The organism is Nocardia cyriacigeorgica, assembly GCF_029868385.1.
Lineage (GTDB): Bacteria > Actinomycetota > Actinomycetes > Mycobacteriales > Mycobacteriaceae > Nocardia > Nocardia cyriacigeorgica_F.
Window position 1 is genome coordinate 359357 of sequence record NZ_JARWNX010000064.1, and the last position, 14029, is coordinate 373385.

The 14029-nt window shown below is 68.2% G+C and carries 8 protein-coding genes; 2 read left to right on the forward strand and 6 right to left on the reverse strand.

Annotation, left to right across the window (positions count from 1 at the left end; all coding sequences use genetic code 11):
- Positions 1 to 9: 9 nt before the first annotated feature.
- Genes QH168_RS27035 through QH168_RS27045 form a run of 3 tightly spaced genes read right to left on the reverse strand, consistent with a single transcriptional unit; the run spans position 10 to position 7591 of the window.
- Complete coding sequence (locus QH168_RS27035) at positions 10 to 1686, reverse strand: fatty acyl-AMP ligase (protein ID WP_280468782.1); 1677 nt, start codon at positions 1684 to 1686, stop codon at positions 10 to 12.
- Complete coding sequence (locus tag QH168_RS27040; protein WP_280468783.1) at positions 1683 to 7322, reverse strand: type I polyketide synthase; 5640 nt, start codon at positions 7320 to 7322, stop codon at positions 1683 to 1685. Before QH168_RS27040 ends, QH168_RS27035 begins: the two co-directional genes overlap by 4 nt.
- Positions 7319 to 7591, reverse strand: coding sequence for an acyl carrier protein (locus tag QH168_RS27045; protein ID WP_280468785.1), 273 nt, complete (start codon positions 7589 to 7591; stop codon positions 7319 to 7321). Before QH168_RS27045 ends, QH168_RS27040 begins: the two co-directional genes overlap by 4 nt.
- A 149-nt stretch (positions 7592 to 7740) precedes the next feature.
- On the opposite strand from QH168_RS27045, the gene QH168_RS27050 reads away from it, so the two are divergent.
- On the forward strand, positions 7741 to 8700 hold the full coding sequence (locus QH168_RS27050; protein ID WP_280468787.1) for an MBL fold metallo-hydrolase: 960 nt from the start codon (positions 7741 to 7743) through the stop codon (positions 8698 to 8700).
- 17 nt (positions 8701 to 8717) lie between these two features.
- Here the strand turns inward: QH168_RS27050 and QH168_RS27055 are convergent, their stop codons facing one another.
- From QH168_RS27055 to QH168_RS27065, 3 genes are all read right to left on the reverse strand, one after another.
- The gene (locus QH168_RS27055; RefSeq protein ID WP_280468788.1) at positions 8718 to 10319 is read right to left on the reverse strand and encodes an FAD-dependent oxidoreductase; all 1602 of its coding nucleotides are present in this window, start codon (positions 10317 to 10319) and stop codon (positions 8718 to 8720) included.
- A gap of 22 nt (positions 10320 to 10341) precedes the next feature.
- Positions 10342 to 10956 carry a TetR/AcrR family transcriptional regulator gene (locus tag QH168_RS27060; RefSeq protein WP_280468789.1) on the reverse strand — a complete coding sequence of 205 codons (615 nt, stop codon included), beginning with the start codon at positions 10954 to 10956 and terminating at the stop codon, positions 10342 to 10344.
- A 105-nt stretch (positions 10957 to 11061) separates the two neighbouring features.
- Positions 11062 to 12039 carry an NAD(P)H-dependent flavin oxidoreductase gene (locus QH168_RS27065; RefSeq protein WP_280468790.1) on the reverse strand — a complete coding sequence of 326 codons (978 nt, stop codon included), beginning with the start codon at positions 12037 to 12039 and terminating at the stop codon, positions 11062 to 11064.
- A 334-nt stretch (positions 12040 to 12373) separates the two neighbouring features.
- On the opposite strand from QH168_RS27065, the gene fadD5 reads away from it, so the two are divergent.
- Positions 12374 to 13942, forward strand: coding sequence for a fatty-acid--CoA ligase FadD5 (gene fadD5, locus QH168_RS27070; RefSeq protein WP_280468792.1), 1569 nt, complete (start codon positions 12374 to 12376; stop codon positions 13940 to 13942).
- The last annotated feature ends 87 nt before the right edge of the window (positions 13943 to 14029 follow it).

Here is a 14029-nt window from a genome sequence, read left to right on the forward strand (position 1 = left end):
TCTCTGAACTCAGAGTGTGCCCGCCGCATACCGGTCCCGGCACGCCGAACGGCGTAGCTTTCCGCTGCTGGTGAGCGGTAGCCGATCGCGGGCGGTCAGCACGATATCCATCGGCGCGATGTCATGGACCGCGGCGACCGCGACGCCGATCCGCCTGCTCACCTCGGCCGCGATAATGCCGGGCGCCGATATCTCCGCGACCAGGACCAACCGCTCGCCGGCGCCGTCATCATGGCCGAAGGCGGCGATCCGCCCGGTCCGCAGTTCCGGTGCGCAATCGGCGACGGTCGCCTCGATATCGGCCGCATGGTGGTTGCGGCCGTCCACCACGATCAGATCCTTGCGGCGGCCCGCGATGAACAGCTGTCCGTCGTACCGGAAACCGAGATCGCCGGTGCGCAGCCAGCGTTCGCCTGTTCCGGGGAGCGTGTTGTCGAAGGTCCGTGCCGATGACCACGGGCTCTCGAAATAGCCGCCGCACACATTCGGACCGGCGACCCAGACCTCACCGACCTCGCCGGGCCCCGAGGCGATGCCGCGATCCGGGTCGGCGATGGCGATTCGCTGCCCCACCGGCGTACCGCAGCCGACCAGCCGCACTCCGCTCGGATCGTCGACGACGACCGCTCGTCCAGCGCCGAGGGCCGCGCGGTCGAACAGCCGTATTACCGGTTCTTCATCGTGGGCGGCGATGGTCACCGGCAGCGTCGCCTCGGCAAGGCCGAATCCGGGGGTGTGGGCCTGATGCCGGAATCCGTTGGCTCGGTAGGTCGCGGTGAATTCGGTGAGAGTGTCCGCTCGCACCGGTTCCGCTCCGTTCAGGATCACCTGAAGTGCGGAGAGATCGAGGTTCGCGCGTTCGGCTGGAGTTGTCTGTGAAATCGCCAGGGACAAACCGAAATTCGGGGTGGCGGTCGCACCGGCACGGTAGTCGGCGCAAGCGCGTAGCCAGCGTGCCGGGCGTTTGACGAATTCGGTCGGGGCCATGGTCACGGCGGGCACACCGGAATACAACGGCAGCGACAGACCGAATACCAGACCCATATCGTGGAAGAACGGTAGCCAGGACACGATGGGCGCCGATCGCGTGGGCGGCAGTGCGGTGCGCAATTGTTTCAGTGCGGCAGCCAGATTCGCATGCGTCACCTCGACACCGGTGGGTGTGCGTGTGGAGCCTGAGGTGTACTGGAGGTAGGCCGTATTCTCGGCGCGGACCTGCGACACCGTCGGCGATTCGGGATTCGTGGCCGGGTGGCCGGTAGCGGGGAACTCGACGGCCACGGTGTGGATGCGATCGCAAGCCGAGGCTGTGCGGTGATCACCCGCGCCGATCAGCGCGACAGTCGGTCGAGCATCGGCAAGCACGGATTCCAGCCGCTCCGAATCATTGGGGCGTGTCATCGGAAACAATGGCACGGCAATGCGTTCGGCATAGAGACAGGCCAGAAAGGCGATCGGATAGGTCGATCCGTGCGGGCACATGATCGCGACACGGTCACCGGGCGCGCTGATATCACGCAGTATCCGCGCATAGTGTCGCGCGTACTGATCCAGCTCGGCATAGGTGAGTGTCGTGGGATCGTATTCGGTTCCCCGATAGCGTAATTCGATGAAAGCGGTCGCTCCCGGACGGTCGCGCGCATGGCGAGTGACCTGCTCGGGTAAAAGGTCCGAAGCCGTCGTCATGAGATCCGGTCGGCGGGTTCGATCCGCTCGGCCAGCGCGGCCGCGAGGGTTTCGACAGTCGGATGTCGGAACAATTCGGCGGTCGCGATACGGATATTCAGCTCCTGTTCCAGCGCGCGCCGCATCTCCACCGCGAGGAGGGACGTCAACCCCAGATCGTTGAAATCGGCGGTGGTGTCCACATGTTCGAACGCGATACGCAACGTCGTCGCCAGGACCCGGCGTATCAGCGGAATCAACGGCTCGGGCTCCTCCACCCGGTATGCGTGCGGCGCGAGGCGTCGGGCGAGCGGTTCGTACCCATGGCTCTTCGGGCGTGCACCGGATGCCTTCCGCTGGTCGGCGGCAGGCAGGCTACCCGGCGTGAGAGGGGATTCCAGGTCGGGCCGGGGACCCAACAGCTGCGCCAGACGTATCGCGACCGGTGACCGGTCGGCGGTCGGCCGGTAGTCCATCGCCACCAGATGCGGCGCCTGATGGCCGATGGCCTCCTGCAACAGCTCGGCGCCGCGCGCACCGTCGAAGGGCACGATGCCCGCGAGCCGCAGATGCTGGGCCCCACCTGCCCCTTCGGACAGACCCGAATCCCACAGACCCCAGCCGATACTGGTGATCCGGCGGCGCGGATAGCAGTGCGCGAGAGTGTCCATGGCGGCGTTCGCACAGGCGTAGGCGGCTTGGCCGGGGGCGCCGAACGCGCCGGTCGCCGAGGAGAACAGCAGCACGAAATCGGTGGGATCGGTGGCGGTGAGTTCGATGAGATTGGTGGCGGCGGCCAGCTTCGGCGCGAACATCCGATCCAACTGTGCGGTCGTGACATCCTCGATGAGGGCGTCCTCCAACGCACCAGCGGCATGCACCACACCGCGGATGGTGGAACCGCATTCGCGAATATCGCGCAGTGCGTGATCGAGATCGGTCCGGTCGGCGGTATCGCAGCGCACCACCACGATGCGATCCTCCAGACCGTCCAGCAGCGGTGGCACCGGGCGCGGCGCCCGCGTGGGCACCACCACATCGCGCGCACCGCCGTCGAGCAGCCAGCGCACCGCCACCGAACCGAGCGCACCGAGCCCGCCCGACACCACATAGGTGCCGTGCGGGTCGATGGTGGCGGGCAGCGGCTGCGGATCGGCCGCCACGAACCTGCGGATTGCGGCCCCGTCCGCCATGAGTCGCACTTCGGTCGGCACTCGCGGCGACGGGTCGGTGATGAAGCGGGCGAGCGTTTCCGGGTCGGCTGCCTCGTCGGCCCACACCAGCCGCAGCGTCCGCCCCGATTCCAGCTGCACCGAACGCAGCAGACCCGCGACACCACCGGCCGCGCTCAGCTCGGCCCCGCGCTCATGACCGGGACGCGGAACAGGCAGCACCATCGTCAGCGATGCGGCGGCCGGACTCCGCACCACCCGCCGCACCAGATCCAACACCCGTCCGATCCGATCAACGACGGCCCCTGCTCCCGATGCGACGGGTTCCGCGCCGTCCGTGGGCCACACCACCACGACAGCCGTACGCGCGGCCGCCGTCCGCCCCGCCAGCACCGCGTCCACGATCGGGCCCGCCGCGTCGACCTCCCGCGCGACCCGTTCACTGGGCAGCAACCGATCCAACACCCGTGTCAGCCGAACCGCAGCATCCGATTCCCCGACCACCAGCGTCCGCCGGAGATCGGCAACCGGATCGCGAGATCGTCTCGGCTCCACCGAAGTGAGCGAGAGTGGTTCCCACACCTCGCGCCACCAGATGTTCGGTGTGCCCCCGTGCTCCGGCGCGGTGTGATCGGCCGAGCCGATCGAGAGGTGCCCCGTCCGTGTCGGCGACTGGCCGATGCCGCGCGACAAGGCGTGAATCGCCCGATCTGCCGGGCGGTCCGACTGTGGTCCCGGGCGAAATCCTGTCGGGTGCTTGGTGCGCCCGTCGACGGCTATCGGCGGAATCGGCTGCCAGGGATCGAAGTCGAGGTCGGCGGGGATATCACTGGCGTGCCCGGCGCTCGCACGCGCGTGGTCGCCACTGGAGAGCGCGGGTGCATGCGCGCGAGTTCCCGGAATCGCGGGCCGACCCGCGGGTTCGTGGGACGGCCGGGTGAAGCGGATCTGGACGCCGGTGAGGGCGAGGGCGGGAGCACCGTGCTGGTCGGTGGCGATGACGTCGCCGATGAGGCCGGAGGTGGTGCGGGTGCGCAGCAGGGCGTGCGCTTCGTGGATGCGGCAGTCCGGCGCCGGTGACAGCCAGGCCGAGCCGATGGCGATCGGCAATGGGGTGGCGTCGGCGGGCAGTGCGGTGTGCTCTAGGGCGGCCAGCAGTTGCAGGCAGCCGTCGATGGTCGCGGTGTGTTCGATATCGGCCGCGGTGAAAGCGCCGATGGCGCGTTCGCGGCCGCCCGCGATGGCGCGTAGCGGCCGGAACGCCGGGCCGTATTCGAGTCCGCGCTCGCGCAACGCCGCGTAGAACGCGGTGGGGGCGATGACCCGCAAACCACTGCGACCAGCCCGATTGGCATCGACCACCCGCATCCATGCGATGATGTCACCGGGTGTGGGGTCATCGGTGAGCCGTGCTTTAGCCAGCGTTCCGGCACCCGGGGCCTCCGCCCGCACACTTGCCGATTCGCGCCGGTACACCACCTCGGCCGTCGCGTCGGCCGCGAGCGGCTGGTGCACGACCACCTCGGTGATCGTCGACCGGCCCGATTCCCGCGCCAGCTGGATGAACCGCCGCAACCAGTAGGCGGCGGGTACCAGTGGCACACCATCGACCACATGCTCGCCGAGATCGTCCGCGCGCACCGGTGCGGCACCGGTGACCAAGGGAAACCGGCGCCGCCGCCACTGCCTGCGCGGTACACCGTCGAAACGGCCCTGCGTCGACCAATCCACCGATCGGCCTTCGAGATACAGCTGCGCGAGACAGGTCAGCAGGCCGGTCGCCTCATCCTCGCGGGTGGTCGCGGGATGGGCGGACGCACCGAAATCCGGCTGATCGCGCACCGCCGGGGTCAGCAGTGGATGCGGGCCGATTTCCAGCACCGTCGTCATCCCGGTCTCCGCGGCGCCGTCCAGTGCCCGCGCGAGTTCGACTGTGCCCCTGACATTATCGAGCCAGTACTGCGCGCCCATGGCGTCGGAGGTGATCACGTGTCCCGCGTACGCGGTGGAATGCACCGGCGTATGCGGGACGCGCGCGACGATATCCTTGATGGCCGCGCCGAACTCCGGCAGCACCGCCTCGACCTGCGGACTGTGCGCGGCGAACTCGACCGCGACCCGCCGCGCGAAGATCCCGCGCCGCCGGGCCCGCCGCACCACGGTGTCCACCGCACGCAGCTCCCCCGACACCACCACCGACCGCGGCCCGTTGATCGCCGCGATCCCCACCGAGGCGCGCAGCGGCTCCACCATCAGCGCCACCTGCTCCGCCTCGGCCTCCAGTACCGCCATCGCACCGCGACCGTCCAGCCGGGCGAGCGCCCGGCTGCGCGCGACCACCACCCTGGCCGCATCGTCCAGCGTCAACGCCCCGCTCACCGCGGCGGCCGCCACTTCACCGAGGCTGTGTCCGGCCACCGCGTCGGGCCGCACGCCGAGCGCGGTGAGCAGTTCGGCCATCGCGATCTGATAGGCGAACAGTGCGGGCTGTACGAAGTCCGTTGCGCTCCGGTCGGTTCCGTCTCCGCCGAACCCGCGGCGCGGTGTCCACACCCGTGGCCCGCCCGCTTCCGCGACGGCATCGGCAGCGGCGGTGAGGGCCTGCGCGAACACCGGATAGCGCGCGGCGAGCACCCGCCCCATCCGCGCATGCTGCCCACCCTGGCCGGAGAACAGGAACAGCAGTCCGCCGGGGCGTCTGCGTGTGGTCGGGCCGATCACCCGCGGATCGGACGCACCCGCCGCCAAAGCCCGCAGCCGCGTCACGGCGTCCTCGCGGCCATCGGCGAGCACCGCCGCCCGTGCGGATTCACCGATGCGTCGGGCCGATCCAGTGGCCAAGGTGGGCAAGGAAATCCGGTCCGCGCGAAGGTTCGCGGTCGGTGCGGTCCACCCGACCCTGGGCCCGGTCGCTGGGTGTGGATTGCTCGACCGGGGCGAATGCGCTGGATCGCCGACCTCGGACAAGGGCTCGAACGGAGGCGACAGCTCTCCCGCGCTCGATACGGGATCGGCCATATCGCGACCCGACTCGATATCGAACTTCTCGATCTCACCAGCTGGCCGCGGACTGTCCCCATGGCTGAACCAGTCACCGGGAGTATCCGGTTCGCTGACATCGAAGCTCGCCGGATCGACCATCCGCGCCATCAGCAGCGCCGCTTCTCGCAGATCGTCCGCATCACGCCCCGTCAACGGAATGAGAAATGGTGGATCCAACTCTCGGACCGCCACCCGCGCCGCCGCGCCGCGCAGCGCGACGTGCGCGTTGGTTCCGCCGAAACCGAACGAGCTGACCCCGGCGTACCGCTCGGTGACCGGTACGCCACCCCAATCGATCGGCACGTCCGGTACCCGCAGCCCACGTTCCTCGAGGCGCAGCAGGGAGCTGGGCGACACGAAATTCGCGGTGGGCGGGATGGTTCCGTGATGTACCGCCAGCGCCGCCTTGATCAGCCCGCAGACACCGGCCGCCGCCTCCAGATGCCCGACACCGGACTTCAACGAACCGATCCACGTGGTGCGATCGGCCTTGCCGCGCACTTCGGCCAGGGCGCCGATCTCGACCGCGTCACCCAGAGCGGTCCCGGTGCCGTGGCATTCGAGATAGCCCATGACGTCGGGGGTGGTGCCCGCCCGCGACCACGCAGCCCGGATGACCTCGCGCTGCGCCCGCCCGTTCGGCGCGTACAACCCGTTGGACCGCCCATCGGAACCGACGGCGGAGCCGGCGATCTCGGCGTAGACGCGGTTCCCCTCGCGCATCGCGTCGGCACTGCGTTGCAGCACGACGACGGCGCACCCCTCACCGCGAACGTACCCGTCGGCGGCCGTATCGAACGGTGCGCAGCGGCCCTCGGGGGAGAGGAACCCGGCCTCGGCCAGATAATCGGTGGTATGCGGCAGCAGTGTCAGATTCACGCCGCCGACCACCGCGAACGGCACCGCGGGATCGGCGAGCATCCGCACCGCGAGGTCCACCGCGACCAGCGATGACGAACAGGCCGTATCGATCACCATGCTCGGCCCGCGCAGGTCGAGCACATAGGACAGCCGATTGGCGATGATGCTCGCCGCCGAACCGGTCACCGCGTACGGCGGATCGTATCCGCCGCGTCCGAGCACCATCCCGCCGTGCTCGAATCCGCAGGCACCGACGACCACCGCCGCGGCCGAACCCGCTGCGCGATAACCGATCCCCGCATCATCGAGCGCCTCGACCGCCACCTCCAGCATGATCCGCTGCTGCGGATCCATCAGTGCGGCCTCCCGGCCGGAGATGCCGAACCATTCGTTGTCGAACCGGTCGATATGTGGCAGATAGCCGCCGCGTCGATGCCCCGCCCGGCCCTCCGGTGGCATCCCGGTGGCGTCGCGGCCGTCGAGCAACAGTCGCCAGAGTTCTTCGGCGCCATCGGCTCCGGGCAGTCGGCAGCCGATTCCGATGACCGATATCGGCGGCGAGGTGGAATGGGATGCGGTCATCGCATGAGGGAGTCGACCAGTTGTTCGATATCGGGATGGTCGTACAGTGCGGTGACCGGCACCTCGACGCCGAACGCGTCTTCCAGATGCGCGCTCAACCGGGCCAGTTGCGCGGAACTCAGACCGAGGTCGGCGAACGGGGCGGTGGTGCTGATCCGCGACCGGTCGACAGCGAGTATGTCGGCGATGACGGCGACAGCGGTACCGGTCAGTGCGGTGCGGCGAAGCGGACGGCGAAGAGGTTGGCCACCTTGCTGATTCGCCCGCATCCGTCCTCCCTCCCCGACTCATGTATCGGCGGCCGCTATCGCGGCTGGTACCCACGCGATTATGCCGGAGAATCCGGTGTCGGCAAGGTGCGATCCGTGCTGTCCGCGCGCCCTTTCGCCGACACGCCGGAAGGTCTACCGTGACAGCCGTGGCCGATATCCGCGAAGGGCGAATTCCGACCGTACCGACCCTGCTGCGCTGCTGTGCCGCGCTGGCCGCGACGCCGCCTCGGCTGCTGCGTCCGCGCCGCCCGGATCCGGCCTTGCTGGCGAGTATCGAGCAGGCGCCGCTACCCCCGGATCGGGTGCGCGTCGGGCTACGGGTGATCCCGCAGGCGACGTTGGCCGCGCCCGCCACCATCGTCGCCGAAGGGGTGCGCAGCCTGCGTGAACTCCCGATGGCGATGGGGTCGTATCTGGTGGAACATCCCAGCGCCCGTTTCCTGGTCGATCCGGCGCTGTGCGCCGACCCGCACAGTCGCGTGCTACCCGGTCTGCCGTTCCCCATCCCGATGCTGGTGGCCCCCGATAAGCCGGTGCTCGGCCTGTCCGACGCCCTGGCCGCCCGCGATATCGCCGTCGCCGATATCGATTTCGTACTGCCGACCCATCTGCATTGGGATCACGTCTCCGGGCTGCTCGAACTCCCGGCTTCGGTCGAGATCAAGTTGCCCGCGGCGGAATTGGATTGGGCGACCACCGGCCCACACGCGCCCATGTCGGTGGTGCGGGCGACGCTCGACAACCGCCCGTGCGCCCCGTTCGAACTCGACGGTCCACCGGTACTGACCTTCCACCGCAGCAAGGACCTCTTCGGCGACGGATCGGTGGTGCTGGTCGATCTGGCGGGCCACACCCCCGGCAGCATCGGTGTGCTGCTGGCCGTCGACGACGGCTCCCGCGTCCTGCTGGCCGGTGACGCCGTCTGGAACAAGCTCCAGATCGAGCTGATCCGCGAAAAGGCGCCCATGCCCGGCCTGCTCTTCGACGCCGATCGCGACGCCACCTTCGCCACCATCCACCGCCTACACGCCCTCCCCGACGGCATCGAAGTCGTCGCCGCCCACGACCACGACGCGGTCATGGCGCTGGCGGCCCGCCACCACTGAGTCCCGCCGCCGACCGATCAGTCTCCGGCCATCGCTGCGGGCGTCGCGGTGCTCGGTGAGCCGTGCCCGCGTGCCTCGCCGAACCACCGTCGAAGCGCCGACCGCAGACCGTCCGAGTACTCGGCAGACGCTTCGGCCGGCGAACAAGCCCACGCGACATACGAATCCGGCCGCACCAGCAGCACATCGGGTAGATCGCCCTTTGCATCGACTCGTCCGGTGACGACATCCACCCGATCGCCCCACCCCGCGGCCACCTCTCGACCCGCCGTCCCATCGCCCGAATCCAGCAGTAGTGGACGGCCGTTGCGAACCAACTCGGCCAGCCGCACAGTCCGCTCCCGCAGGTGAACGAGCAGATCGGGTGCGAAGTACCCGACCAGCGGATGCGGATCATCGATACCCATGTCATAGCGCGTATCGGTGCCCGCGATCAGGTCGGCCAGTCTGCGCACCGTCGATTCGTCGGTCAGCAGTTCGCCGACGACCTCCCGCAGTGCGGTGGTATCGCTGCCAGGCGCCACCAACGCCGACTGCGCCTGCGCCGAAATGATGGTGCGCTCGGCGACCTTCCTGCGTTCGCGGTCGTAGCTGTCCAACAGGTGTTCCGGCGCCCGGCCGTCCAGCGCTGCCGCCAGCTTCCAGCCCAGATTGATCGAATCCTGGAGTCCGACATTGAGTCCAGGCCCACCCATCACCGAGAAGACGTGCGCGGCATCGCCGACGAGGAATACCCGCCGGTCGCGGAACCGATCGGCCATCCTGGTGTTTCCGCCGACCAGCCGCCGCAGCAGATGCGGTCCATCGCCGGTGGGTGGGGTCAGCGGGATATCGACACCGAGCACGCGGGCGATGCTGGCCTGCATCTCATCGAATGTCATGGGCTCGTCGGTCTCGGGCTGATCCTGTTCGCTGGTGCTGATGAGCGGCGGATGCCCAGGGAACGGAGCGTAGGCGAAGCCGCCGCTGTCGGTGCGGATCGGCAGAAATGGTCGGATCACACCGGAGCCGGGGATGCGTAGACCCCCGGTGGCCGGGTCGACCCACTCGGGCGGCACCGTCGCGTGCACGGTGCGCGCGGTGGTCCGGTCGTAGCTGACACCGGGGAAGTCGATGCCGGAAAGCTTGCGGATCGCACTGTGCGCACCGTCCGCACCGACCAGATATCTGGCCCGGATCTGTTCGCGTTCGTCGCCGTCGGCGACCTCGACGGTGACATGGTCCTCATCCTGGGTGAGACCGACGACCTCCGAACCACGTCGGATCTCGACGCCGAGTTCATGGGCGCGTTCGCTCAGCGCCGCCACCAGTCGAGCCTGCGGTACCGGCAGGTTGTACACCGGGCTGTGCGCGAGCAGACCGAGGTTCAAGGGCATCGCCGCGAACATGAAGTACGCCGAATTCGGCTGTGGGGCGGCGCTGTCTCCGCTGATGGCGGAGTACAGCCCGCGGCGGTCGAGCATCGGGACCACCTGTCCGACCAGACCGTTCGCCTTGGGTTCGACGCTCGGTTCGGCGAGCCGTTCCAGCACGATCGGCCGGATACCGGCCAGGCTCAGCTCGCAGGCCAGCATCAGCCCGGTCGGGCCCGCGCCTGCGATGACGATATCGGTGATCAAAAGGTTCTCCTCATGGCGGCGCTCATGGCACGGGGAATCCGGCGGCCAGCCGGTCGAAGGCCTCGCGTAGCAGCGGTCCGACCGGTCGCGGCGGGTCGGACCGCTGACTGTGGTCGACGGCGACGGTGCACGCCGCGCCGACCATCGCGGCCACGAGATCCGGGTACAGATCGTGGTCCGGGTCGGTGTCGGTGCGTTCGGCGATGACGATGGCGAGTTCGCGCTGGGCGATGGCGCCCGCCTCGAGGACCGCGCGCTGCACGGCAGGTTCGGCCAGCATGGTGCGCACGCCGGCGACCCAGCGGGCATCGGCGTGCGAGGCGTCGAACATGTCGTGGCCCAACGCGAATCGGTCCTGCACCGCGGCGGAGATGGCCTCCCACAGTGGTTCGCTCGCGGGCCGCTCGCGCAGTTCCTCGGCGATCTGGCGCATTCGCTCGAGATGTCGGGAGGCGATGGCCTCGGCCTTGTTGGCGAAGTAATTGCGGAAGGTGCGCACCGAGACCCCAGCGGATTCGGCGATGTCTTCCACCGTCACCTCGGCCCAGCCGCGTTCGGCACACAGGGAGATGGCGGCGTGGCTCAAGGTGAGGCGGGTTTCTCGTTTCTTGCGTTCACGCAGGCCCGGTTTCGGCATGCCGCCAACCCTAGATAAAAATTGCCTAATAGGCAATATTGCCTATTAGGCAATGAAGGCCGGGCCCGCGTTGGTCCGCCGGGCGGCGGGACTCGATCCGGCGAATCAGCCCACGACGACGGTTTCCGCCAGCCGTGCGGTGATCAGGTCCTCGGCCTCGCCGACCATGCGCTCGATGAGTTCGGCACAGGTGGGGATGTCGTGGATCAGGCCCTGGCACAGGCCGACCGACCAGATGCCCGCATCCAGATCGCCCTCGTCGAAGACGCGGCGGCCACGCGCGCCGGCGACGAGATCGCGGACATCCTCGAAGGTGCCGCCCGCCTTTTCGATCTCGACCACCTTGCGGCTGATCTCGTTATCGGCCACGCGGGCGGTATTGCGCATGGTGCGGAAGATGAGCTGGGTGTCGCGCTCACTGCCCGCGACGATCCGCTCCTTGACCTTGTGGTCGATGCACGACTCCTGGGTGCACAGGAAACGGGTGCCCATATTGACCCCGTCCGCGCCGAGCGCCAGCGCGGCGACCAGGCCGCGGGCGTCGGCGATACCGCCGGAGGCGATCATCGGGATGCTCAGTTCTCGCGCGGCGGCCGGGATCAGCACCAGGCCGGGGACATCGTCCTCGCCAGGGTGACCGGCGCATTCGAACCCATCGATGCTGACGCCGTCCACGCCGATCCGTTCGGCCTTGAGTGCGTGCCGCACGCTGGTGCACTTGTGCAGCACCTTGATGCCCGCGTCCCGGTAGTACGGCAGGAATGGTTCCGGGTTGCTGCCCGCGGTTTCCACGATGGTGATGCCGCTGTCGATGATCGCCTGTACGTATTCGGCGTACGGGGGCGGGTTGATCGAGGGCAGGATGGTCACGTTGACGCCGAACGGTTTATCGGTCAGCTCCCTGGTGCGCGCGATCTCGCGGCGCAGATCCTCGGGCGTCGGTTGGGTGAGCGCGGTGATGAAGCCGAGCCCGCCCGCATTGGCGACGGCCGCCACCAGTTCGGCGCGACCGACCCACATCATGCCGCCCTGCACGATCGGATGTTCCACGCCGAAGGTCTCGGTGAACCTGGTCCGCAGCATTGCGCTTCTCCTCTGCTCATCGCGGGCGCACCCGCTCTCGGGGGAGATCGTGGCATGTGAATCATGCTCACGACAAGATGGAAGTGAGTCGTGATTCGCATGCGAACTCGATATCGCTGGTTGCTTCGACCGGCTTGTCGAGTCGGATAAACGCCGATCTAGCTGGAGATTTGTTGCGCGGCTCCCCGCTGGCTCCGGAAGTGGAGGATTAACGCAGAATCGGCCCCGCGAATCCTTGTTGAGAGGTAAGTTACTTGTTATTCTTCGCACAGGTTGAGCCCGTCACCACCGTCGGACGCTCCGACGGCCACCGTGCGGGAGAGGAGTGCCTGGGATGACCACCGGTGTGCAAGCGTTGGACGAGCCGATCAGATCGCGGCGCAACCATTGGAACAATCAGATCGCGACCCATGCGGTCATGCGGCCCGACGAGGTCGCGGTGCGGTTCCGTGGTGCCGACACCACCTGGCGGCAGCTGCACGAACGCTCGCTGAAATTCGCCGACGCGCTGGCCCGCCGCGGCGTCGGCTTCGGTGACCGGGTGCTGATCCTGGCGCTGAACTACCCCGAATACCTCGAAACCGTCTTCGGGATCAACGCGCTCGGCGCCATCGCGGTCCCGGTGAACTTCCGGCTCACTCCGCCCGAGGTCGCCTATATCGCCGCCGACAGCGGCGCGAAGGTGATCGTCACCGACACGGTGCTGCAACCGCTGGCCGCCGCCGTCCGCGCGCAGACCCCGTCGCTGGAGAACTGTGTCGTCATCGGCGGGCAGTCCGGTGACGGTGTGCTCGGCTTCGACGATCTGCTCACCGAAGAGGGCCGGGCGCACACTCCCCTCGACCTGCCAGAGGACACGCCGAGCCTGATCATGTACACCTCCGGCACCACGGGCAGCCCGAAGGGCGCGGTCCTGTCCTACGCCAATATGAACGCGCAGGCCCTCACCTGTATCCGGGCGCTGGCCATCGATCAGGAGTCGATCGGCTTCTGTACCTCGCCGCTGTTCCATATCGCCGGTTTGGGCAGCCTCGCACCGTATTTCGTGGTCGGTGCGAAAACGGTGCTGCATCCGCTCGGCGCCTTCGACGCCACCGAATTCCTGGATGCGATCGAAGCCGAACAGGCCACCACCGCGTTCTGTGTGCCCGCCCAATGGCAGCTCATCTGCGCCGAACCGACGGTCACCGAGCGCAAGCTGGCGCTGAAGGCGCTCAGCTGGGGCGCCGCACCCGCCTCGGACACCGTCCTCCAGGCCATGGCCGACTGCTTCCCGGACGCGTTCAATGTCGCGGTCTTCGGCCAGACCGAGATGTCGCCCATCACCTGCGTGCTCGACGGTAAGGACGCGATCCGCAAACTGGGTTCGGTCGGCAAACCGATCCCGACCATTCAGGCCCGCATCGTCGACGACGAGATGAACGATGTCGCACCGGGTGAGGTCGGTGAAATCGTGTATCGCGGGCCGACTCTCATGCAGGGCTACTGGAACAAGCCGGAGGCCACCGCCGATGCCTTCGCCGGCGGCTGGTTCCACTCCGGTGATCTGGTCCGCCAGGACGAGGAAGGCTTCATCTATGTGGTGGACCGCAAGAAGGACATGATCATCTCCGGCGGCGAGAACATCTACTGCGCCGAGGTGGAGAACGTGCTGTTCGCCCATCCGGGTATCCGCGAGGCGGCGGTGATCGGCCGCCCGCACGAGAAATGGGGTGAGGTGCCGGTCGCGGTGGTTGCGCTCGCCGATCCGGATGCCGAACTGACCCTCGCGGAGTTGGAGCCGTTCCTCAACGAGAACCTGGCCAGGTACAAGCATCCGAAGGAACTGGTGGTCGTGGCGGAGCTGCCACGCAATGCCAGCGGCAAGGTCGTGAAAGTCGAGCTGCGCAACAGTCATTCGTAGGTTTCACGTGAATCGTTCCCGCCGCCAGCGCTCGTGACGGCGGGAACGGTGGTGCTGCACCCATCTCTGCGCGACAACGAGTTTCGT

Coding starts and splice junctions, on each gene's coding strand:
- QH168_RS27035 (WP_280468782.1), bottom strand. CDS start 1,686: ATGACGACGGCTTCGGACCTTTTACCCGAGCAGGTCACTCGCCATGCG.
- QH168_RS27040 (WP_280468783.1), bottom strand. CDS start 7,322: ATGACCGCATCCCATTCCACCTCGCCGCCGATATCGGTCATCGGAATC.
- QH168_RS27045 (WP_280468785.1), bottom strand. CDS start 7,591: ATGCGGGCGAATCAGCAAGGTGGCCAACCTCTTCGCCGTCCGCTTCGC.
- QH168_RS27060 (WP_280468789.1), bottom strand. CDS start 10,956: ATGCCGAAACCGGGCCTGCGTGAACGCAAGAAACGAGAAACCCGCCTC.
- QH168_RS27065 (WP_280468790.1), bottom strand. CDS start 12,039: ATGCTGCGGACCAGGTTCACCGAGACCTTCGGCGTGGAACATCCGATC.
- fadD5 (WP_280468792.1), top strand. CDS start 12,374: ATGACCACCGGTGTGCAAGCGTTGGACGAGCCGATCAGATCGCGGCGC.